Here is a 22,383-nt window from a genome sequence, read left to right as displayed (position 1 = left end):
ACAGCGCGACGGCCGGCTTGGCCTGCCGGCCGCCCTCCGCCCGCCGCCACTCGTACTCCTCGGCCATGCCGGCCGCTGCGGCCGCGGCGTTGCCGAAGACCTGGCTGGACACGCTGTTGATTCCCGCCACGTCCACCACCGAGTACACCATCGCGATGTCGGTTTGCCCGACGTAGGGCGAGACGTCGCCGCAGGCCATGGTCGAGACGAGGAGTTTCGGGAAGCCGACGGGAAGTGCCCGCATCGCCCTGGAGGCCACGGACGACCCGCCCGAGCCGCCGGCGGCCAGAACCGCGTCGATGTCCCCGCCGCGAGCCCGGGCCGCGACGACCGCCGCGGCGCCACGCGCCATGACGTCCATAGCCGCGCCCCGATCGGCGCGCCTGCGCAGGTCCGCGATGTCCTCGCCTGCAGCCCGAGCCACGTCGGCGGCGGTCACGTCGGTCTCGGCGTCGGACAGAGGGCCGACGTCGATCGTCAGGACCGCGGCTCCCCGCGCCCGAATGCACGCGGCGAGGTACTCGCATTCCACGCGCTTCGTGTCGAAAGTTCCAATCAATCCGACTGTTGCCATGTATTCCTCCTCCACACGGGGTGACCGCGTCGTTGCGGCCTGCCCGTCCACGGTATCCGCCGCATCGAGGGCGTTTGTGGACCATTTCCGCTAAAGTGGTCCACAAACGCCGGGCAGGCGGCGCCGTCTTTCACGCCGACGGCGCGATCGATGCCTCCCGCCCGGCGTCCGCGCGCCACGGCACCGCCGCCGTTCCACCGCCTGACCGTCCGCCAGCGCATACGCGTCGACATACGGAGCACCGATGGACACACGCATCGACCCGGCCAAAGTCGCCCGATTCCTGGGCGCATGGCGCTCACAGACGCTCCCCGACTATCGCGCGCTCGCCCACGGGCTGACCAGCCTCATCGACGGATCGCTCCTGCCCGCAGCCCACGTCCTGCCGAGCCAACGCCGATTGGCCTCCGCTCTGGGCGTGGCCCGGGGGACCGTTGTGCGGGCGTACGGGATCCTCCATGAATCCGGCCGCCTGGAGCCTAGGCGCGGCTCGGGGAACTATGTCGCGCGGCCGCGGGCGGTCGGGTCCGACATCGACGGGCGCCTCCTGTCCTTCGCGGACCGCTCCCCCGCCGTCGACCTATCCTCCGGGGCCCTGCCGGGCGACGAACTCGTCGCCGAGGCGATAGGCGCCGTGGGGCCGATGCTCAGCGGGGACCGCCTGGCCTCCCCGGGCTACTCTCCCTCGGGGCTGCCAGAGCTGCGGAGTCTGATCGCCGAACGGCACACGAACGCAGGCCTGGCGACATCGCCCGAGCAGATCCTCGTCACCGCCGGCGCACAGCAGGCGGTCTGGCTCATCGCCAACGCCTTGGCGGGACCAGGCACGCTCACCCTGCTAGAGGACCCCACCTACCGCGGCGCTCTGGAGGCTTTCGCCGGCGCCGGCGGCCGTGTTCGCGGCGTGCCCTTCGACAACGGGCATCTCGACCTGGAGGCGCTGCGCGACGGCGTGCGCGGCGCCGCGGTCCTCTACGTTCAAAGCCCGATCCACAACCCGACCGGTCTCCACTACCCCTCCCGACACCGGCGCGCGATCGGCGAGATCGCGGGACGGTGCCCGGCCATCGTCGTCGACGACCACTCCCAGGCCGACCTTCCTTGGTTCCGTTCCTCCCCTGCGCCGGGAATGGAAGCCTTCGCCGACCCCGATCGGCTCCTGACCATCGCCACCCTGTCGAAGCTGTTCTGGGGAGGCTTGCGCATCGGGTGGATACGCGGCCCCTCCCCGCTCATCCGCCAGCTCGGGACGTTGAAGAGCGCCGCCGACCTGGGGGCGGCCGTGCCGGATCAGCTCGCCGCGACCCTCTTGCTTCCCCACAGCCGGACCCAGCTCCGCAAACGGAGAGCCGTGCTCCTGGCGCGCTACACGGAGGCCGCGGCGACCGTGCGGGAGATCTTCCCGTCGTGGACGTGGGACCAGCCGGCCGGGGGCACCGGAATGTGGGTGGACACGCGAGGCGACGCCACGATCCTGGAACAGCGCGCCGCTCGCGCGGGAATCCGGCTCGCACCGGGGCGGCTGTTCTCCCGGACGGGCCGGTGGAACCGGCACCTGCGCCTTCCGGTCTGGCCGAAGCGCGAGACGATGGCCGAAGCGCTCCGCACCGTGCGCTCCGGCCTCGAACCCAGTGCGTCCGCGCACCGGCCGAGGTGAGCGTCCGCCTCAGGGGCGGGACCTCAGGGCGAGTCGGGAATCGACGTCACACTTCCCCGAGAAGCCTTCGCGGCATACGGTGGACGCGGCGATTCCTAAGGAGGATCTCGATGTCCGAACGACCCAATCCCGGCCGGGAAGACGGCCGCGACCAGACCCGTCACTCCCTTCCCGTGCACAGCCACGCCCTGCACGACACCTCGCAGGACGCCGTCCTCGACGTACAAGCGATTCCCCATTTCGTGCGCCATGCCGCGATACTGGGGGCTCTCAGCTCGCTCAACCCCGGCTTCTCCCTGACGATCAAGGCATCCCACTTGCCCGCTCCGCTACTGGCGCAGGTCGATCGGCTGCCGGGAGCCTTCGACTACGAGGTCCTTCAGGACGGCCCCGAGTTCTGGTTCGTCAGGATAACCCGCACGGCTCTGTGAACCGGCCGACCTCGACGTGAGGCCGCGGTCGGCAGGTTCCATGTTCGCCGGGTCTGGGCGATTCCGTCCCAGACCCGGCAGAGCCTCACGTCATCCGAGATCGTCAGGGTAGACGGGCTGCCACATGGCGTCCAGGACCGCTTGGACGGGATCGCCGACGTCGGCGGCGGCGACGCCGTCGGCCTGGGCGGCCTCGATGACGGCGACCGCCACGGTTGCGGAGGACGCGCGCAGATCCTCCACTGCAGGGAGCAGCGAGGACCCGAGAGGAGTCGGGTCGACTTGGCCCGCCACGGCTCGGGCGGCGGCGAGGAGCATTCCGTCGGTTATGCTGCTCGCTCCGGCGACGATCGTTCCGAGTCCCAGGCCCGGGTATAGCAGGGCGTTGTTGCCTTGGCCGATGTGGAAGGCCGTGCCTTCGTATTCGATCGGCGGCACGGGGATTCCGGTGGCCAGGAGGGCACGGCCGTCGCTCCACCGGATGGCGTCCTCAGGGGAGACTTCGATGCGGGACGTCGGGTTAGACAACGGCAGGAGGATCGGCCGTTCGACTCCCCTCGCAAGCGCGGTGACGACCTCCTCAGTGAACGCATTGTGCAAGGTCGACGTGCCGATGAGAATGGTGGGCTCTACCCGTTCGACGACGTCGAGGAGCTCGATCCTTCGCCCATGTCGTTTCCATGAGGCGACCTCGGACGCGGGCCGGGCGTAGGCCTGCTGGTAGTCGGGCAGAGCGTCCATATCGTCGGTCACGAGCCCGTCGCGGTCGACGAGCCAGATTCGGGCGCGCGCATCGGCTTCGTTGAGTCCGTCGCGGACCATCGCGGCGTGGATCTGGTCGGCCATGCCGGTGCCCGCGGTGCCGGCTCCGAACACCACGAGGCGCTGATCGGAGAAGGACTCCCCGGTGACTTTGAGACCCGATATGACGGCGGCCATGACGATGGCTCCGGTCCCCTGCATATCGTCGTTGAAAATCCGGTATTCGTCGCGGTGGTTCACGAGTATGCGGCGGGCGTTGGCAGCGCCGAAGTCTTCGAAGTGAAGGAGGGCGCGGGGGTACAGTTTCGCCGCGGTCCGCAGGTAGAGCTCGATGAAGTCGTCGTAGGCTTCGCCGCGCACGCGGGCGTGGCGGTTGCCCAGGTAGAACGGGTCGTTGAGGAGTCTCTCGTTGTCGGTCCCGACGTCGAGGTTGACTGCGATGACGCGGGACGGATCGACGCCTGCGGCAGCCGTGTAGACCGCGAGCTTGCCCACCGAGATGTCGGTGCCGTTGACGCCCCAGTCTCCGATGCCGAGGATGGCTTCGGCGTCGGAGACGACGATGAGGTCGACGTCGTCGGGTCCGAGCCCGAGGGTGTCGAAGGACGCCTCGACGTCCTCGGGTCGGTCGATGGACAGGTAGACGGCGCGCGAACGCCGGTAGTCCTGACTCCACTTCTCGATGGCCTCCCCCACCGTCGGGTCATAGACGATCGGGAGCAGCTCGGCCAGGTGGTCGACGAGGAGGCGGAAGTAGAGCACTTCGTTGCGGTCGTGGAGCTGATCGAGGAAGACGTACTTTTCCAGGTCCGTCTCGTGGCGTTCGAGTTGCTTCCATGCGCGCCTGGCCTGCTGGTCGAGGGTTTCCACCGCCGAGGGGAGGCGTCCGGTCAGGCCGATCCGGGCGCGCTGGGCGTGGGTGAACGCGGTGCCGCGGTTGGTCAGGGGGTCGAGGATGATCTCCGGTTTCTTTGCCATGGCTTTTCACTCCTTCTCGTAGACCGGGGCGACGCCCTTTCGGCGACCGGGGACAGTTGTGAGATCCCCCGCGAGGATCCTCATCGCGCTGCGATCCCTGAACGGCTCTGGGAATTCCGGGTTCCTCCCGCCGGAGCTCGCCTTCCGGCCGCGGCGGCCGCTCGGGCTTTCGGAACCTCGAACTGACCGATCCCACACGGCGGCCGGGCGCCCGCCCGCTGATTCTAAGTCATCGCCTTCTCGCCCCCGTCTGGACCCGCGCGTGCGGTTCAAACGCTAATTCACGAAGTCGTTGGCTCACTTCCGTCTGGGACCGAACCGCCCCGGAATGAGTGTGGGGCGCGGCTGTTGCCGCGCCCCACTGAGATCGATGGCTCACGCCGCTCGGGTCACTTGAGGGTGACGGTTGCGCCAGCCCCTTCGAGCTGCTCCTTGGCCTTCTCGGCGGCTTCCTTGTTGACGCCCTCGAGAACGGCCTTGGGAGCCGAGTCGACGAGGTCCTTGGCTTCCTTGAGGCCGAGGCTGGTCAGGGCGCGCACTTCCTTGATGACCGGGACCTTCTTGTCACCGACTGATTCGAGGACGACGTCGAAGGAGTCCTTCTCCTCCTCGGCGGGAGCCTCCTCGCCCGCGGCGGGAGCGGCTGCGGCGACGGCTGCGACGGGAGCCGCGGCGGTGACGTCGAACTCCTCTTCGAACGCCTTGACGAAATCGTTGAGCTCGACGAGGGTGAGCTCTTTGAAAGCTGCGATGAGCTCTTCGGTGGAGAGCTTAGCCATGATGGCCTTCCTTCCTGATGCCTGCTACGCGAGCAGATGTATCCGTTGATTGCGCGGCGCCCGGTCAGGCGGCCGCTTCTTCCTTCGCGCGCAGCGCGTCGATGGTGCGCACCGTCTTGGAGACGGGCGCCTGGAAAACGTATGCCGCCTGGAACAGGGCAGCCTTGAGCACACCCGCGGCCTTGGCCAGGAGCACTTCGCGGGACTCGAGGTCGGCAAGCTTGGCGACGTCTCCGGCCGAGAGCACGGTGCCCTCCAGAACGCCACCCTTGACGACGAGCGCAGGGTTGTCCTTGGCGAAGTCGCGGATCGCCTTGGCGGCCTCGGAGACTTCACCGGTTACGAACGCGATCGCCGTCGGACCGGCGAGGGCGTCGTCGAGGCCTTCGACGCCGGCCTGCTTAGCCGCGATGGCGGTGAGCGTGTTCTTGGCGACCTTGTACTCCGCGTTGGCGCCGAGCGAGCGGCGAAGCGTCTGCATCGCCGCGACGGTGAGCCCGCGGTATTCAGTGAGCAGGATAGCTGAGGAGTTTTCGAACTTCTCCTTGAGTTCAGCGATCGCCGCCGACTTGTCGGTCCGTGCCATTGGGCCTCCCTTCGGTCGTGTGTCGCAGGACGCCCATAGCAAAAAGCCCCGCGCAGGCGTGCACGGGGCTCGGCCGAATCCGCTCGGCTGAACTCGATTCTCACCTGCGCCGGCCCTCACGGGTTTAACTCCCGCCCGAAGACGGGGGACCTGCGGTCTTTGGCGGAGAACAGCCTATCGGATGCGAAGGCGGCCGCGCCAATCCGGACTGTCGGACAGGAAGTTCCCCTCGTCACACCACGCTCCCCGTGAGATCGCGGAAAGCTGCCACAGACGATGTCCACCACTGGCGCCGCGGGGATGAAGGCCAGCCGCTCTCGAGCACTACTCCAAGCGCACCGTGGACATACAGATCCCCGCGAAGCGAAAGCCGGGCGTCAATGCCGGCGATCGCGTTCTGTGATACAGCTCCTCCCCGCAGAGCGAAAGCCAGCCTCCGGGAGAGGCGGTCAGCTGATGGCCTGGGAGATTCTGCGGACGAGCATGTCGAGGGCGACGAGGTTGTGCCCTCCTTCGGGGATGATCAGGTCCGCGTTGCGCTTGGACGGCTCGACGTACAGCTCGTGCATGGGCTTGACGGTCGTCAGGTATTGCCGTTCCACGGATTCGAGTGTTCGCCCGCGCTCGACGACGTCGCGCTTGATCCGGCGCAGGATGCGCACGTCGGCGTCGGTGTCGACGAAGATCTTGATGTCGATCAGATCGCAGATCGCCGGCTCGGCGTAGATGAGTATGCCCTCGACGATCACGACGGGCGCGGGCAGGATTCGCGTGGTCTCGCAGGAGCGATTGTGCGCGGAATAGTCGTAGACGGGGCAGTCGACGGCCTGCCCGGCCACGAGCCGTTCGAGCTGGCGGACCATGAGGGCGTTGTCGAAGGCGTCGGGGTGGTCGTAGTTGAGCAGGCAGCGCTCCTCGTAGGTGAGCTCGTCGTGGGCCTTGTAGTAGTTGTCGTGGAAGATCACGGACGCCTCGCCGGAGAACCGCTCCAAGAGCCTGTTCGTCAGGGTCGTCTTGCCGCTGCCGGTGCCGCCGGCCACTCCGACCACGAGCGTCATACCGAGCCCTCCTCCGCGAACGTCGACGGCAACAGTATCCGACGGCCGGGCACGTGGTGCAATGCGCGCCGGCCGCGCCGCGGAATTGGACCGGCTCTCGTTCCGCGGGGCGGCGCTTTGCCGAGTGGCTGCCAGTCCCCGACCCGGTCCCGACTCGCCGGACGGCGGGCCTGGCCGTCTCGAATCCGCAGTCGTGGGCCCCCTGCGGCCGCGGGTCTCAGCGGCGCAGATCCTCGTTCACCTCCTCCAGGCTGGAAGCGCCGACCACTCCGAGCATGAGGAGGAGGTATCCTGCGACGGCGAAGCCGACCAGTCCCCATCGCCATCGCGGACGGTCGGCGATGAGGCTCGCGGCGGCGCAGTAGAGGGCTGCGATGCTCACGGCGTAGCGACCGGAAACGGTGCGGAAATACGATGCGGAGGTCGCCAGCTCGCGCGCTTGGACGATTCCGGCGGCGACGGCCGGCCCTCCTCCGGTCGCGAGGGCGACCGCCCTGCGCTGGCGGGAATGCCAGAGACCGATGAGGGCGACCACCGGCAGGAGCGAGTAGAAGACGTAGAGCAGGTCGGCCCACAGGAAGGTCGTACCGGATTTGATGCCCGGCTGGAAGTAGAAGTCCGTGCGCGGGTCCGTCAGCCCGTAGGCGTCGAGGATGCTCGGCAGCACGTAGCGCAACCCGTTCTCATCGACAGACGCCGTCGACAGGCCGCTGATCGCCGGGATGTAGCCCGCCGGCGTGCGGGCGTTCTGCCACGCGGTCCACGCCAAGTAGGGCCCGGCCGTGGCGAGCGCGTTCGCGAGGACGACGCGCACGAGCCTGCGACGCACCTGCCGCCTGTCGCACTCTTCCCGGCACAGGCCGAAGCGTTCCGGTGCGAGCGCGGCCAGGGCGACGACGATCGTGACGGTCACCATGGCGGCCAGCGAGATGACCCGCGTGCACGCTATGGCGGCCGTCAGGGCCGCCGGCGCACCCCACCCCAGACGGCGGTGCACGAAGATGCGCGCTCCGACCCACACGGCGGCCGCGCCGGCCAGGAGGGTGACGGCGTCGTTGTGGACGATGGCGGCCGACGCCGCGACGGCGGGCGTCGCCAAGCCGAGGAGCGCTCCGCCGAAGGCCGCCACACGGGAGGCCTTCCAGGCGCGGATCGCCAGGAACAGAACGGCGACTCCTCCGGCGACGAAGAGCGCCGAGATCCATCGGGCGCCGGTGACGAATCCGGTGCCGGCTACGGCCGCGACGGCCTTCCCCCCGTATCCGGCCGCGGCGAAATAGAGGGGCGGATGGAAGCCGTTGTAGTTCTCACCCTTCAAGGGCCATTTCGCGGGGTTCCTTCCGGCCTCGGCCGCTTTGCACGGGGGTGGGGCGACGCCCCGGATCCTGCCCTCCATGCCCCGGCAGGACCAGTCTTCCAGGCTCGCCGTCGCCAGCTTCTCGCCGCGTACGGGGACGTGCCCATCGGCGATTTTGCGCGAGTAGTCGATGTAGGTCCATTCGTCGTACCGGCTGACGGCCGGGCCGTTGCCGATCGCGACGGCGCTCCAGATCAGGCTGAGCAGGGCCAGCAGCACGGCCAGCACGCCGTCACGTCTGAGCCACGTCCTCGCAGTCCCTTCGAGCCACTCCCCCACTCGGGTGAAAGGGCTTTCACGCCGTGCACTACCTGGCACAGGAGGCCTGCCGTTTCTCCGCCTCACATCGCCTCGCCGCAGGTGCGAACCGTTCCTCCCCCGCACGTCCGAGACCCGTCCGGAAAAGCCCATGCCGGCGGCTGCGGCCCTCGCATTTCTCCACCAGTCCAGGTTAGGTCACGGGGCGCCGGACGTGCACCGGCGACTCGACCTTCCCGATTCCGTCCCTCGACCCACGGATTCACCGGCCTCAACGACACGAGTCACCGCCATTGGCCGGTCACATAGTGAAAACATTGTTTAATCAGCATTTATACGTATACAGCACAAAATGGAAATCATAGAATTCACTTCTTTTTTGGACCACCCAAATGAACAAGTTCTCCGTTAACAGAATTTTTCGGAAGTATTGGAATTAAACCCGCTCTTCGCCAACAATAAAGATCGCCAAATTTAGTTACAGCACAAGCATAATCATTATCATGATCTGGCACTATCACAGCGGATGATATAGCATATAGTTTGTTAGCATATCGACTAAGATCATTAGATAGTTCATTTTTACAAACAATTTTCGAATCTGTTAACGTACAAAATCCTTTTCCACTTATAGCATTTGGGTCAGAATTAAAAGGAGAAAAGTTAGCATAAGTTCCTGTAGAACTTTCAATACGTTGTTTACTCATATTAGCAGAATCCAATTTATAATCATCCCAACATTGCACTGTTTTATTTTTTAAAACAACACAAAATAAATAAGAAGTAGCAAAAAACTTTAAAGCAAATGAAGAAAAGGGAATTTCGATGAAATTATCGAAGTTATACGCAGAAGCATTATCTGTTCCTTCACCACGACAAAATACTTTTCCTTTGTAATCTATATAACACAAATATCCCAAAGCAATTTTAAAATCTAAAACAGACTTATTTGACAATATTTGGCGAGGATATGAAAATTTAGATGAAGAATCCTTGGGATCCAATATTCCATAATAATTTGAACCCCAACAATATATTTTTTTATTTTTTAAAATTGAACAAGACGAATAAGAGCCAGTTTTAACTGATACACTTGGCCCTGGAAGCGGCACTTTTACCGGTCGGAAAACGCTATCTTTATCTGAAGAAGAAACTTCATGCGAGCCATTATATCCCCAACAATATACATAATTACTTCTAGACAAAGCACATATATGATCGCCCGAAGCCGAGATATCACGTATTGAAATAGATAAAGCAATCTTTTTAGGATGTTGAATGTCATTACCTTTATCATCTGCATTACCTAGTTGGCCATGAGAATTAGCACCCCAACAATATACATCACCATTAGAAGTCAAAGCGCAAACAGAATAACGAGCAGAAATTACTTTAATAAAGTTGCCAGTTACAAACGAACCATCAAATCCGCTACAGGAAATAAACGAAATCATAATACACATAAATGATATGAAATACTTTTTAAACAATTTGAGAAAAACAAAATTAGTTAACATAGCAGCTTTCTACTTAAAGTTATCGTGAATTTTTTCGTATACCGCCGAATACTTTGCTCGCAAACCTCTCGGTTCTCCATTTTTGCCAACCTAATTTATATAATCGTAGTATGCGGCTTTTGTATTTGGATTACATTTTTTGATGTCTTCCGGATCCATAAGTTTCATGGATCCAGAAGAATCAGTGTACCAAAATTTAATATCATTAACATTTGTACCATAATTCTTCGCATACCAAATACCATACTCACTCGGTGTAGATATATCGTGATAGTCTGCTCGTTTAATAATGCTACGTGTAACAGACTGATTGAAAAGCTTTTCTACGTAGTCGTTTGTATTAGAGCTATCTTTAAGTGTTTTTGCTTGGTTATCCGTTGGAAAGATCGTTTCCATCAGTTGTCCACCAGCTTGTGAAAGACCAAAAGAGCCTATACGGGACACAATCGGGCCACCAGGGAGGGGCAAAAGTCCAAGGCCTGCTTCTGCCGCAGACGCCATGAAACTATTGATATCATCCTTATGTTTTGCAATTTCTCCTTTTACAGTACTATCAGCCCCTGTAACGTATTTTAAGAGATTTGAATGGCCTTCCGCAATTTTTTCCATACTAGTTGTATTTCTTCCACCAATATTTTTCTCGACTTGGCTGCCTGATTCATTAATGGAAGCAAGAATAATACGCTGTAAAGCAGTGGGCTTAGTTTTAAAATCATTTAATTTATTTTGATCATGTATAACAAATTTTCCGTTATCGCTCCTAGCAACACCTATATCTAAATTTCCCGGCCTATCCTTCGCTAGTTCATCTATTAATGAACTAAAACCTTTTTTACTACTATTAAAATTAAACCTTAAACTTATGTGGCCATCTTTTACCGCAATACCTTTTTGGAGACTATCTGTATTAGTATTACTTTCAAATGTCGCACTAACATCATTTATATTATTTGACATAATATTTGATATATATATACTCTACTCGTTTTAAGATCATTACCAATTTCCTTTGTTTGAATCACTTTATTCATTGTGTCATATAATTGATAACCTGAAGAGCGATTACCTCCCGTCAAATCGACATAGGAATTCAAATATTCAGAAGTCATAGCCATAGCGGCAGCGTCCGTGTGACGAGCACTTTGCGACTGAACAGCTTTCCCTAAAGCTTCATGCATTTTCGATGCACGCAATTCAGGAAACCATGAAGTAGAGCGCCATTTTGCAGCCGTAGCAGGAGTTGCCTCATCAAAATCGCTATCACGTCGACTTCCTGAAGCTATAATATATGCACTGCCAATATTCTCCATAAATTGATCTTGATCAATCGCACCTTCTCTCCAACCGTTTCCTAACAATTTCCTCATATTCCGGTCCAGTCCCGCGCCTTTGAGTTCAACCATAAACGAAAGAGCAAAATAAGAATTATTCGCCAACTCATTGCCCCATTTTGCATTGAATTCTTTAAAATTCGGAGACTTGTTGTCAATTACAGCTTCAAGGTCATTCTTGGCTTCTTTGGCCCGCTTCCTTTCATAGTCAAGTCGAGCCTTGCCACCCGCGAGGGGCATATCAGCAAGGTAAGCTTTACCAACAGCTTCACGACTACCACGACTGTCAGCGGGAACAAGTTCATTCATATAATATGCTGTTTTATTAGCAATCCCTTTTCCTATGGTATCGAGTTCGCTAAGTGCTGCTCTATAGTTGAGCATTAAACCTGTTTGTTTTTCATCTCTTTCTCTTCTATGTTTCGCTTCAGCAGCATCGCATTGAGCCTGCGTCCAATTTTCCACCTTCGCAAAAGCGGCGTCCGTCATCACAGCGCTCACATAATTGTTTTCCGCTTCATCGTAATCATTTTGCCAGGTAGTTATTTTATGTCGAATTTCAGATAATTTTTCTCGGAAAGGCTGTAAATCTTGAGCACAAGCGTAGGCTTTTCCTGAAAGAGTACTGACTTTATTCTTAAGAGTATCTAATTCCTGTGTATAAGCATGGGCTGAAGCACCCTTCCACACTTCCGATGGGACGGTTTGTTGCACGATTTGAGCATCTGACAGACCTCCGCCGATGCCTTGGAGGTCCGACATGATATCACTTAGGTCGTCCGCGATATCGGGGAGTTGCGGCATGACATCTTTGCCAGGCATCAGTCATCTCCTAATACAGACTGACCGATAAGTAAACGCATCATAGTATACTGCATGACAGTCATTGCTTCTTGTTCGTCAAAATTTTCAATTGCGCTAGCCGATCCCGACCCCAAGGAAGCGGCAGCGTCAGCAAGCTCTTTCGCGCAATTCTGGCTGAGAGTGAGAAACTCACCAAGATTTGTCGCGAGTTTGCTTATACCCGCCTCTTCTAAGAGCTTCCCGGTAAAAGCCGTCGATGTTGTAAAAATAGGGTCATTGAAACCTCGGGCCACACCGTCAAATCTATAGGGAGTCGCTCCAATTGCTGCTACTGATGACGCCTACGGCGTCACGGTCAAATACCAGCTCGTCAACCATCGTGTACCTCGCTTCCCTTGGCTGTTTCTACCATAGCTGAATACGGCCGGCGGTGGAAGAGAAAAAGACCAGATTGCATTACGCGAGATTCGCGGATTCCACTACCATGACGCTGAAATTGTGAGCATAATACCGGAGTTTACCCTATATCCGTTATTGCCACGCCTGCGAAAGCAGGGCTCTTTCGGGTGTGACGCGAAAGAGCGGCCTTTCGGGAACAGCTTCTTTGGAAGCGGCATGTTCCAATCGGATACGGCCCTTCGTCACGATTCAGTCCCCAACTTTCACGTTGCGAAGCTTCGCTCGGTCGATACGACGGCTATCGGCGACTTGCCTTATTTTCCCTATTGGATTCGCATGCCTACCGGGCAGAAACGCCTATTCGCTATCGCGGAGGCAACTTGGCTATCCCGCAACGAAGCGTACATGCGATAAGATAGGATAAACTCGCCTAAAATCCATCAATTAAGTATGATTGATCTTTTCAAAATTTTTCCAGTCAGAGTAAAATAGTTTGGGACGTTAAGTGACAATTATACCAAGTACGAAACAGTAATAAGCACCTGAATAACATATACAGAACTTTATTCCCAGTAAAGCTTCCCATTTTCAATTAAACATGCAAAACAAAATGTTCATTCTTAATATCGTAAATTCAAAAATATAAAATGTGAAACACCTAATAAACCAAAATATAACTTAGAAATATAACTGATAAAATATAATCCAATATATTAAACGCTCCCATGATCCTTAAGGGCAGCCAGATCCTCTCGAGACATCGCCCGAGGGCGTCGTAGATCCTTTCCACTCCGATCGCACTTCGACGCCTGCCTACCAACCGACTCGACGAGTGTAAAGATAATGTCTGTGGGCCCGCCAAATTGGCGGACCCACAGACAATCGGAAACGAGTCGGAGGCATCCAGGGAATGCCTCGACTTCAGATTCGGAAATGAACGTTCGTAGCGTCCATGCACTCGCGTGCCTGGAGCTATCGTCAGGAGGCGTTCTCAGAGACGAGATTGCGAGTCTTGGTGGTGTCCAGCGGGATGCCCGGGCCCATGGTTGTCGCGACAGTGCCCTTGAGGACATAGCGGCCCTTGGACGTCGACGGCTTCAGACGAAGGATCTCCTCCTGGGCGGCGGCGTAGTTTTCAACGAGCTGCTCAGCCGTGAACGACGCCTTGCCGACGACGAAGGCGAGGTTCCCGTTCTTGTCCACCCGGAACTCGATGCGGCCGCCCTTGATGTCGGAGACGGCCTTGGCGACGTCCATCGTCACCGTGCCCGTCTTCGGGTTGGGCATGAGGCCGCGGGGGCCGAGGACGCGGCCGAGGCGGCCGACTTTGCCCATGAGATCGGGAGTGGCCACGGCGGCGTCGAAATCGGTATAGCCGCCCGCGACCTTCGCGATGAGCTCGTCGCCGCCGACTTCGTCCGCACCGGCGTCGATGGCCTCCTGGGCGCGGGGGCCGACGGCGAAGACCAGGACCCGGGCGGTCTTGCCGGTGCCGTGCGGAAGGTTGACTGTGCCGCGGACCATCTGGTCGGCCTTGCGGGGATCGACGCCCAGGCGGTACATGACCTCGACCGTGGCGTCAAATTTGGCGGTGGAGGTCTCCTTCGCCAGACGCATGGCCTCCAGAGGACTGTAGTGGACGCCGTCGGCGACCTTCTGGGCAGCCTTGCGGTAATTCTTTGAGCGCTTTGCCATTGACTGTTCTCCTTACAACAGTTTGTGGTCATCGGGCCCGCGCGGCCCTTCCACTGCCCGCCTCTTCGGCGGGCTCAGATCTCGTCGGTGGTGATTCCCATCGAGCGAGCGGTGCCCGCGATAGTGCGGGCGGCGTTGTCGATATCGTTGGCGTTCAGGTCCGGCTCCTTGGTCCTGGCTATCTCGCGGAGCTGGTCGGCGCTCAGATGGCCGACCTTGTCCGTGTGCGGGGTGGCCGATCCCTTGGAGACCCCGGCAGCCTTCTTGATGAGCTCGGCGGCGGGAGGGGTCTTCGTGACGAAGGTGAACGAACGGTCTTCGTACACCGTGATCTCGACCGGCACGATGTTCCCGCGCTGCGATTCGGTGGCGGCGTTGTACGCCTTGCAGAACTCCATGATGTTGACGCCGTGCTGGCCCAGCGCGGGGCCGATCGGCGGGGCGGGCGTGGCGGCGCCAGCCTGGATCTGGAGCTTGATGTAACCTGCGACCTTCTTCTTGGGAGGCATGTAGGGTCCTTTTCTTCTTGATCATCGCCGCAATGGCAGAGGCGGCGACCAACCGCCAACACTACGCGGCTTCGACGCACGGCTCAAGACGGCGAGGCGTGATCTTGGGCGAGGCGACCAACCGCCGCCCGGCTGGACGGGCCTCAACGGCGAACCCGCACCCGGGCGCACGGCCTTCAGCGCATCCTCCCCGTCCGCCCGCCAAGGGCACCGCGCCAGAGGAACTGCATGGAAAAGGCGGGGAAGGCGCGGGGCGACCTCTCAGTCGTCCTTGCGCACCTGGCCGAAGGACAGCTCGACCGGCGTCTCCTGGCCGACGAGCGTCATGAGCACCGTCAGACGCTGGTTTGCGGCGTCGATCTCCGAGACGGTGGCCGGCATCCCGGCCCAGGGCTCGGATGTCAGGGTCACGGCGTCGCCGACCTCGAACGGCGAGACCGTAGCGGGCTTCGTGCCCGTGGGCAGTCCCGCCGCGACGGCTTCGGCCGCCGCCTCGGCCTCGATGACCGGGGTGAGCATGCTGACGACTTCGTCCTCCGAGAGGGCCACGGGCGTGCGGCCGTTGCCGACGAATCCCGTCACGCCGTTGGTCGACTGCACGACTCGCCAGGAATCGTCCGTCAGCTCCATGCGGATGAGCACGTACCCGGGCATGCGCACGCGGGAGACGAGCTTGCGCTGGCCGCGGCGGATCTCGAAGACCTCCTCCATCGGCACTTCGATCTGGAAGATGTAGTCCTCCATGTTCATCGAGTGCATGCGGACCTCGAGGTCCTGCTTGACCCTCTTCTCGTAGCCGGAGTAGGTGTGCAGGACGTACCAGCGGCCGTCGAGACCCTTGAGCTTGGCCCGGACGTCGTCCTCGGTCAACTGGCCGGGGGCGGAAGGGGCGTCCCCGCTCTTCGGCTTCGGGCCGGCGGCCGCCCGCCCCTCCGCCTGAGGCCCACCGGACTCGCGGGACGGCTCGGGCGGAACCGATTCGGCGCCGGCATCCCCGGCGGCCCACTCCGGCGCACCGGGCGCCGCCTGAGGCGCCGCGTCCTCTTCGGCCGCGGACCGGGAATCGCCCGGAAAGGCCGGAGCCTGGCCTGCGGCGTCCGCGGAACCGAAAATCTCGTCAGTCACAATATCCCTGCTTTCCTACGTTGTGCTCGATGCGCGCTGTGCTCGATGCGCGCTGACCCGCCCGGGCTACGCGAAGACCCAGAAGGCCAGGCGCGCGGAGAGAGTATCGATGACGCCGACGAAGATCATGATGACCGCGACGAAAATGATGACGGTCGAGAACATCTGCCCGAGTTCCTCGCGCGTGGGACGCTGAACCTTCTTGAGCTCGGCGAAGATCTCGTGTATGAAGCGCACGATGCGCCCGAAGAAACCGAGTTTTTCAGCCGAATCCTTGCGCTCGGCCTTCGAAGCTGCCTTGGTCAACTCGCGTCCTTACCCGTCAGAGTGTCGTTCGAATTGTTAAAGGCGGCCCATTCACCGATGAGCCGCCTTGCAGGGTAGGAGGGACTCGAACCCCCAACCGTCGGTTTTGGAGACCGATGCGCTACCGATTGCGCCACTACCCTTCGGCTGTTTAGCTCTAGACATTATGCCCTAATCGACGGGCACATTCCAGAAAGCCGGCCGCAACCCCTGTGAGGATACCCGGAATTCCAGGCCGCCGTCACCCGCGCGGAGGGGCTTGTCACACAATCGGCTCCGTCGATCCGCCCCGGAAGCCGCCGGGCGGGGCGCATTCTGCGGCACCCGGCTTGAGCATTCCCACAGCGGAATGGGAGACCTCAGCGACGTTCGCCATGGGAAAATCCCGGTATGAGCAACATCTCCCCCGCTCGCCGAGTCTCGGCTCGGCTCGCAGCGATCCAAGAATCCGCGACGCTCGCCGTCGACGCGAAGGCGAAGGCGCTCAAGGCCGCCGGCCGCCCGGTGATCGGCTTCGGCGCCGGCGAGCCCGACTTCCCCACGCCCGGCTTCATCGTCGAGGCTGCGGTGGCCGCCGCACGCGATCCGAAGAACCACAAGTACACCCCCGCCAAGGGCCTCCCCGAACTCCGCGAGGCCATCGCGGCGCGCGCCCTGGCCGACAGCGGGGTGACGGTCTCCCCCGACGACATCCTCGTGACGAACGGCGGCAAGCAGGCCGTCTTCGAAGCCTTCGCGGCGATCGTGGACGACGGCGACGAAGTCCTCCTCCCCACCCCCTACTGGACGACCTACCCCGAGGCGATCCGCCTGGCCGGGGGCGTTCCGGTCAAGGTGTTCGCCGGAGCGGGGCAAGACTACAAGGTCGCCGTCGACCAGCTGGAGGCGGCCCGGACCCCGGCGACGAAGGCCCTGCTGCTATGCTCGCCGTCGAACCCGACGGGATCCGTGTACTCCCCCGAGGAGATCCGCTCCATCGGCCAGTGGGCGGCGGCGAACGGCCTGTGGGTGGTCACCGACGAGATCTACGAGCACCTCGTCTACGACGGAACGCCGATGGCCTACCTTCTGGCCGAGGTGCCGGAACTGGCGAACCAGGCGATCGCGCTCAACGGCGTGGCCAAGACCTACGCCATGACCGGCTGGCGCGTGGGCTGGATGCACGGCCCGGCCGACGCCGTGAAGGCCGCCGCGAACATGCAGTCGCACGCCACCTCCAACGTCGCCAACGTCTCCCAGCGGGCGGCGATCGCCGCGCTGACCGGAGACCAGGGCGTCGTCGAGGAGATGCGCCAGGCCTTCGACCGGCGCCGCCGCACGATGGTCCGGATGCTGCGGGAGGTCGAGGGCATGGCCGTCCCCGAGCCCAAGGGCGCCTTCTACGTCTACCCGAACGTCGAAGGCCTCCTCGGGCGCGACATCCGCGGCAGGACGGCGGCCACATCGTCCGAACTGGCGGCGATCATCCTCGAGGAAACCGAAGTGGCGGCGGTCCCGGGCGAGGCGTTCGGCCCCTCGGGTTTCCTGCGACTGTCCTACGCCCTCTCCGACGACGACCTGGTCGAGGGCGTCTCGCGCATCCAGGATCTCCTCGCCGGATAATCCAGGTTCTCTTGGCCGGATAAGGATCTCCTGGCCGGACAGCCTCAGCGCCGCCGGACGCGGGCCGGAACCGCCGAATCGCCGGCGCGGGCCGGGCTCCCGACGGGCGAACCGCCGGATCCCGGCCCGACGGCGTCCGGCCCCGGCCTCACAAGTGCCCGTAGGCCCGTTCGAGCCACGATTCCGCGGTGGCCAGCCTGCCGAGGGCGTCGTGATGCCACTCGCGGCCGTCGACCCGCTTGGCTCCGGCGATGAGTGAGAGGACGACGCCGGCGGTGCGCACGCACAGCGCCGCGGGGTCGACCATGCGCTCGCACATGTCCCTCCACACCGGGAGGTCGGCCTCCACATGTGGATAGGACTGGGGCGCCAGATGCGGCAGGACGCTCATGTGCCCCAGCAGGCACGCCCAGTCGTCGACGCGGTGGCCGGGCCCGAGGGAGTCGACGTCGATGACGCCGGTCACATGCGAGGCGTCGGGGGAGACGAAGATGTTCGCCTCGTAGAAGTCACCGTGGACGGGCTGGATGGGGCCGGAGTCCGAACGGGCTAGGATGTCGCGGATGCCCCGGGATATCGTCTCGCATCGCGGGCGCTCGTCGGGCAGGGCCGTCGCGGCCGCGTGGGCGTAGTGCTCGCATCGGTCCGCCCACGCGGGCCGGTGCGTCAAGCCGACGGCCTCCATGGGAAGCGAGTCGAGCAGCTCCGTCAGGGAGAAGAGGAGGGCCGACGCCCGGTTCTTCAGGCCATGGGAGATGGCGTTGGACAGCGGTATGCCCACGGCGCTCTCGATGACGAGAAGCCCCCGTGAATCGTGCAGGAGGACGCCGGGCGAGGAAACCCCCGCCCGCGTGAGCATCGTGTGGCGCTTGGCGAGGGAGTCGACCTGCGGAGGGCGGGCGACCTTTCCGTAGCTCACCCCGTTGGCCCCCCGCACCCGCACGACCGCACGACGGGTCGGACGGTAGCTCATGAGCTCCACCGACACGGGCGTTCCCAGGAGCGCGCTCATCTCGCGGGGCGAGCAGGCGATGTGCAGGGCCGGCAGCTCGGGGTCGCCGGGATAGCGCCACACCCAGGCGGTCGCCCCCCGGGAGGTCAGACGGACGAGCCCGGGCGTGTTGGGATGCGAGATGTGCGCGGTCGACGCGCACATGTACTCCTCCCCCCGGACGTGCTCGCCGTCGTCGAGGATGCGGTCGACCGTCAGCGCGTAGCCGACGGTCACGCCCGCTCCCGGACGGTGATGTATCGAGTGGACCTTCCACCCGCGGATGACTGCCAACTGCCCCATCTCCATGAGAGCACTTCGCAGGAGTTCACCGGCGCCAGTGCCGGTGAGAAGCGCAAGATCCGCTCGCTCTCGGTCTTGCCCTGGGATGCTCATACGTCAGTTCTACCGCACCGAAGGCCGCAGTGTCAGGAACCGGCCCGAGCACGGCTTCCCATCACGCGCCGAGGAGGGTCAGCACCGCCGACACCCTGCGATGGACGTCGCCGTTGGCGTGGAGGCCGAGTTTGGCGAAAATCCTCTGGTTGTGCTTCTCCACGGCCCCCTCGGAGACGACGAGCCGGCGCGCGATGCCCGCATTCGTGTGCCCCTCCGCCATGAGCTCCAGCACCTCGCGCTCCCGGGGCGTCAGGGCGGCGACGGGGTCGTCTCGGCGCCCGCGGCCCATGAGCTGGGCGACCACCTCGGGGTCCAGGACCATTCCTCCGCCGCCGACCCTCTCGACCGCATCGAAGAACGAGTCGAGGTCGCTGACCCGGTCCTTGAGAAGGTAGCCGATGGACCCCGAGCCCGAGGAGAGCAGCTCCGTCGCATAGCTCAGCACGATGTACTGGCTGAGCAGCAGGATCGGGGCCTGCGCCCACGTCTCGCGGATGCGGACGCAGGCGCGCAGTCCCTCGTCGGTGTGCGACGGCGGCATCCTGATGTCGCTGATGGTCAGATCGGGGCGCAGGCTCAGGCAGCGCGAGACGAGCTCGTCGCCGGTGCCGACGCCGCCGACCACCTCGTGCCCGCCGTCGGCGAGGATCAAGGCCAGGCCCTCGCGCAACAGCACCGAATCGTCGGCGATCAGGACGCGCAAGGGATCACCGCCTTGACGACGGTCGGGCCGCCCTGGGGAGAGGCGATCGCCAAGGCGCCGTCCACCGACTTCAGGCGCTCCTCCAGGCCGGCCAGGCCGTGGCCCTTGGACCGGTCGGCTCCGCCCTCACCGTCGTCGACGACGGTGACGCGCAGATAGCCGTCGCGCACCCCGACGACGACGTCGGCCGATCCGGCCCCGGCGTGCTTGTTGACGTTGACGAGCGCCTCCGCCACGACGTAATAGGCGGCCGACGCGACGTGATCGGGAATCTCGGGGACGTCCGCGTGGACCGTCACGGGAACCGCGGAGCGGGCCGCGACCTCCGCGACCGCCGCCGCCAGGCCGCGATCGACGAGGACCGGCGGGGCGATGCCCCGGGACAGCTGGCGAAGCTCGGCCAGGGTGTCCTGCGTCTGGACCATCGCCTCCTCCAGGATCGCCTGTGTCTTGACCGGATCGCTTCCGGCCTGGCGCTTGGCGCGGGCCAGGTCCATGTTCAACCGCACGAGCCGCTGCTGCGGACCGTCGTGCAGGTCCCGCTCCAGCTTCCGCAGCGCGGCGCTCTCCGCCTTCCGTGCGGCGGCCCGCGACTGGGTCAGTCGCTCGATGTCCGCCCGGTTCCGCGCCCGACGCGACAGCAGCAGGTCGGCGTAGACGAACTGGAGCCTGGCCAGCCCCTGGAGGACGGACGGCGCGGCGACCAGCATGACCAGGCCGCCGAGGAAGAACAGGACGATGTCGAAGACCATCGGATGCGGGATGCGGAGTAGGCCGCCGATGCCGTTGTACCAGGCGCCGGGCAGGCTCTCCAGGATCGGAATGGAGATCGGCGCGCTCAAGGCGAGCGGAACGGTGACCGTCCATGTGAAGGTCACGCACCAGTTGAAGACGGTGATGGGGAATGAGGTGACGACCCACGTGATGTCGAGCCACGACTGGAGATCGCGCAACGGGTAGAGGAGCCGGCGGAACCGGTCGACGCCTTCGGGCGCGGGGTAGGCGAAGCCGTTGTAGGCCTCCTCCCTGTCGAAGAACGAGAGAACCGATCGCGGGGTCCGATCCCCCGCGAACGCCCGGTTGACGCGACGCTGGACGACTGCCAGCGTTCGCGCCAGCATGACCGCTGCGTAGAGGAGGGGGAAGCCCACCCACAGGATGGTCAGCGGGACGCCCACGGCCCAGAAGATCACGACCATGATGAAGAATGCGAAGTGGAGGGGGAAGGCGAGCAGCATGTAGATCGCGCAGGCCGTCGTCCACTTGAAGCGCGCGGAGACGGATTCGCGCCTGTCCCCGCGGATCGCGGCCTGGGACGCGACGGCCGCTTCCGCCTTCGTATGCGTGTCCGTTGTGCTCATGCCTCCACTCTCCCGCGCCGACGCCGCGCTGAGTATCCTGCGTCCCGGCCAATCGTAGTAGGGCTAGCCCTACACTTTCGCGTCGCGCCGCCCGGATGCGGCGTGTGGGAAAATCGAACCGTGCGCGATCTCAACCTGCTCCCCAAGGCACACCTCCATCTGCATTTCACGGGGTCGATGCGCGTGGCCACCCTCGAACGTCTGGCAGAACGGCAGGGGATGCGCCTGCCCGAAGGGCTGACGGACAACCGCGCCCTCCACGTGCCGTCGGATCAGCGCGGGTGGTTCCGCTTCCAACGCGCCTACGACGCCGCCCGCAAGGTCGTGCGCAGCGAGGAGAGCATGCGCACGATCGTCCGCGAGGCCGCCGAGGACGACGCCGCGGAGAGCTCGCGGCGCCTGGAGATCCAGATCGACCCGACGTCCTACGCGCCCTTCCTCGGAGGGATCACCCCTGCGCTCGAGATCGTCCTCGACGAGGCGAAGGCGGCCAACGCCGCGACCGGAGTCGAGATCGCCGTCATCGTCGCCGCCTCCCGCATCCGCCACCCTCTCGAGGCGCGCACGCTGGCGCGCCTGGCGGCCCGCCACGCCGGGGACGGGCCGGGCGACGTCGTCGGCTTCGGGCTGTCGAACGACGAACGCCGGGGAACGACCTCGCAGTGGGCGTCGGCCTTCCGCATCGCCCGCAAAGCCGGGCTGCCCGCCGTCCCCCACGGCGGCGAGCTCTTGGGGCCCGAGCACGTGCGCGAGGTCATCGACCACCTGGCTCCGACGCGGATCGGCCACGGCGTGCGCAGCAGCGAGGACTCCGATCTCCTGGGCAGGATCGTCGACGCGGGCATAGCCCTGGAGGTCTGCCCGGCGTCCAACGTGTCGCTCGGGGTCTACCCCGATTCCCACCGCGTTCCCGTGCGCGACCTCGTGGACGCGGGGGCGACGGTCGCCCTCGGCGCCGACGACCCGCTCCTGTTCCTCTCCCGCCTGACAGACCAGTACGAGGCGCTGCGCGCCCAGGGCTTCACCGACGCCGAACTGGCCGGCCTGGCGGCAGGCTCCGTCCGGGCCAGCTTCGCCTGTGAGGCGTCGAAGCGGACGTGGCTCGCCGAAATCGACGCCTGGCTCGCCGCGGAGGACTGAGCGGCGGAGCACCATGCCGGGACGCGCACGCCCGACGGGACCGGGCCGACGCCCGACGCTG

The 22,383-nt window shown here is 62.8% G+C and carries 21 protein-coding genes and 1 tRNA gene; 4 read left to right on the top strand and 18 right to left on the bottom strand.

The annotated features are described in order from the left end of the window. A partial coding sequence (locus HMPREF0043_RS11190; RefSeq protein ID WP_198010314.1) for a Tm-1-like ATP-binding domain-containing protein occupies positions 1–574 on the bottom strand: 574 nt, incomplete at its 3' end. Between the two features lie 244 nt (positions 575–818). On the opposite strand from HMPREF0043_RS11190, the gene yczR reads away from it, so the two are divergent. Then, positions 819–2,231, top strand: a complete 1,413-nt coding sequence (gene yczR / locus HMPREF0043_RS08400) for a MocR-like transcription factor YczR (protein WP_021602607.1) — start codon at positions 819–821, stop codon at positions 2,229–2,231. Between the two features lie 110 nt (positions 2,232–2,341). Beyond that, the gene (locus tag HMPREF0043_RS08395) at positions 2,342–2,662 is read left to right on the top strand and encodes a DUF2249 domain-containing protein (protein ID WP_021602606.1); all 321 of its coding nucleotides are present in this window, start codon (positions 2,342–2,344) and stop codon (positions 2,660–2,662) included. A gap of 90 nt (positions 2,663–2,752) precedes the next feature. Here the strand turns inward: HMPREF0043_RS08395 and HMPREF0043_RS08390 are convergent, their stop codons facing one another. The 14 genes from HMPREF0043_RS08390 to HMPREF0043_RS08345 form a co-directional block, all read right to left on the bottom strand. Continuing rightward, positions 2,753–4,402: an NAD-dependent malic enzyme gene (locus tag HMPREF0043_RS08390; RefSeq protein WP_021602605.1), complete on the bottom strand. Its 1,650-nt coding sequence runs from the start codon at positions 4,400–4,402 to the stop codon at positions 2,753–2,755. A gap of 389 nt (positions 4,403–4,791) precedes the next feature. After that, a complete protein-coding gene (rplL, locus tag HMPREF0043_RS08385; RefSeq protein ID WP_021602603.1) occupies positions 4,792–5,181 on the bottom strand; it encodes a 50S ribosomal protein L7/L12 in 390 nt (129 codons plus the stop codon). Positions 5,182–5,245: 64 nt separating this feature from the next. Continuing rightward, complete coding sequence (rplJ, locus tag HMPREF0043_RS08380) at positions 5,246–5,767, bottom strand: 50S ribosomal protein L10 (RefSeq protein ID WP_021602602.1); 522 nt, start codon at positions 5,765–5,767, stop codon at positions 5,246–5,248. 449 nt (positions 5,768–6,216) lie between these two features. Further along, the gene (udk, locus tag HMPREF0043_RS08375; RefSeq protein WP_021602600.1) at positions 6,217–6,825 is read right to left on the bottom strand and encodes a uridine kinase; all 609 of its coding nucleotides are present in this window, start codon (positions 6,823–6,825) and stop codon (positions 6,217–6,219) included. A 217-nt stretch (positions 6,826–7,042) separates the two neighbouring features. Beyond that, the gene (locus HMPREF0043_RS08370; protein WP_156897561.1) at positions 7,043–8,500 is read right to left on the bottom strand and encodes a hypothetical protein; all 1,458 of its coding nucleotides are present in this window, start codon (positions 8,498–8,500) and stop codon (positions 7,043–7,045) included. A gap of 308 nt (positions 8,501–8,808) precedes the next feature. After that, on the bottom strand, positions 8,809–9,957 hold the full coding sequence (locus HMPREF0043_RS10790; RefSeq protein ID WP_021602597.1) for an RCC1 domain-containing protein: 1,149 nt from the start codon (positions 9,955–9,957) through the stop codon (positions 8,809–8,811). A gap of 90 nt (positions 9,958–10,047) precedes the next feature. Beyond that, positions 10,048–10,914 (bottom strand): hypothetical protein, encoded by an 867-nt coding sequence (locus HMPREF0043_RS11185; protein WP_021602596.1) that lies wholly within the window; start codon positions 10,912–10,914, stop codon positions 10,048–10,050. Next, complete coding sequence (locus HMPREF0043_RS11180; RefSeq protein WP_021602595.1) at positions 10,899–12,110, bottom strand: hypothetical protein; 1,212 nt, start codon at positions 12,108–12,110, stop codon at positions 10,899–10,901. Before HMPREF0043_RS11180 ends, HMPREF0043_RS11185 begins: the two co-directional genes overlap by 16 nt. Further along, positions 12,110–12,385 (bottom strand): hypothetical protein, encoded by a 276-nt coding sequence (locus tag HMPREF0043_RS11175; protein ID WP_156897560.1) that lies wholly within the window; start codon positions 12,383–12,385, stop codon positions 12,110–12,112. The genes HMPREF0043_RS11180 and HMPREF0043_RS11175 overlap by 1 nt, the downstream gene beginning before the upstream one ends. 1,084 nt (positions 12,386–13,469) lie before the next feature. Continuing rightward, a complete protein-coding gene (gene rplA, locus HMPREF0043_RS08365) occupies positions 13,470–14,186 on the bottom strand; it encodes a 50S ribosomal protein L1 (protein ID WP_021602593.1) in 717 nt (238 codons plus the stop codon). A 74-nt stretch (positions 14,187–14,260) separates the two neighbouring features. Further along, positions 14,261–14,695, bottom strand: coding sequence for a 50S ribosomal protein L11 (rplK, locus tag HMPREF0043_RS08360; protein WP_021602592.1), 435 nt, complete (start codon positions 14,693–14,695; stop codon positions 14,261–14,263). A 261-nt stretch (positions 14,696–14,956) separates the two neighbouring features. Then, on the bottom strand, positions 14,957–15,820 hold the full coding sequence (nusG, locus tag HMPREF0043_RS08355; RefSeq protein WP_021602590.1) for a transcription termination/antitermination protein NusG: 864 nt from the start codon (positions 15,818–15,820) through the stop codon (positions 14,957–14,959). A gap of 66 nt (positions 15,821–15,886) precedes the next feature. Then, positions 15,887–16,126, bottom strand: coding sequence for a preprotein translocase subunit SecE (secE, locus tag HMPREF0043_RS08350; RefSeq protein WP_021602589.1), 240 nt, complete (start codon positions 16,124–16,126; stop codon positions 15,887–15,889). A 70-nt stretch (positions 16,127–16,196) separates the two neighbouring features. Further along, a tRNA-Trp gene (locus tag HMPREF0043_RS08345) sits at positions 16,197–16,269 on the bottom strand. 247 nt (positions 16,270–16,516) lie between these two features. Here HMPREF0043_RS08345 and HMPREF0043_RS08340 point away from each other — a divergent pair. Then, entirely contained in the window at positions 16,517–17,728 is a 1,212-nt protein-coding gene (locus HMPREF0043_RS08340; RefSeq protein WP_021602588.1) for a pyridoxal phosphate-dependent aminotransferase, read from the top strand. A 148-nt stretch (positions 17,729–17,876) separates the two neighbouring features. Here HMPREF0043_RS08340 and HMPREF0043_RS08335 read toward each other — a convergent pair whose 3' ends face one another. From HMPREF0043_RS08335 to HMPREF0043_RS08325, 3 genes are all read right to left on the bottom strand, one after another. Next, positions 17,877–19,022 carry a phosphotransferase family protein gene (locus HMPREF0043_RS08335; protein WP_332248439.1) on the bottom strand — a complete coding sequence of 382 codons (1,146 nt, stop codon included), beginning with the start codon at positions 19,020–19,022 and terminating at the stop codon, positions 17,877–17,879. Positions 19,023–19,176: 154 nt separating this feature from the next. Then, entirely contained in the window at positions 19,177–19,821 is a 645-nt protein-coding gene (locus tag HMPREF0043_RS08330; RefSeq protein WP_021602586.1) for a LuxR C-terminal-related transcriptional regulator, read from the bottom strand. After that, the gene (locus HMPREF0043_RS08325; protein WP_021602585.1) at positions 19,809–21,182 is read right to left on the bottom strand and encodes a sensor histidine kinase; all 1,374 of its coding nucleotides are present in this window, start codon (positions 21,180–21,182) and stop codon (positions 19,809–19,811) included. The genes HMPREF0043_RS08330 and HMPREF0043_RS08325 overlap by 13 nt, the downstream gene beginning before the upstream one ends. A 120-nt stretch (positions 21,183–21,302) precedes the next feature. Between HMPREF0043_RS08325 and HMPREF0043_RS08320 the strand changes: the two genes are divergently transcribed. Then, the gene (locus tag HMPREF0043_RS08320) at positions 21,303–22,322 is read left to right on the top strand and encodes an adenosine deaminase (protein WP_040318200.1); all 1,020 of its coding nucleotides are present in this window, start codon (positions 21,303–21,305) and stop codon (positions 22,320–22,322) included. Positions 22,323–22,383 lie beyond the last annotated feature (61 nt).

Source organism: Actinobaculum sp. oral taxon 183 str. F0552 (assembly GCF_000466165.1).
In the GTDB taxonomy this organism is placed as follows: Bacteria; Actinomycetota; Actinomycetes; order Actinomycetales; family Actinomycetaceae; genus Peptidiphaga.
Note: the sequence above shows the minus strand (reverse complement) of the source record. Positions and strands in the feature narration are given on the sequence as shown.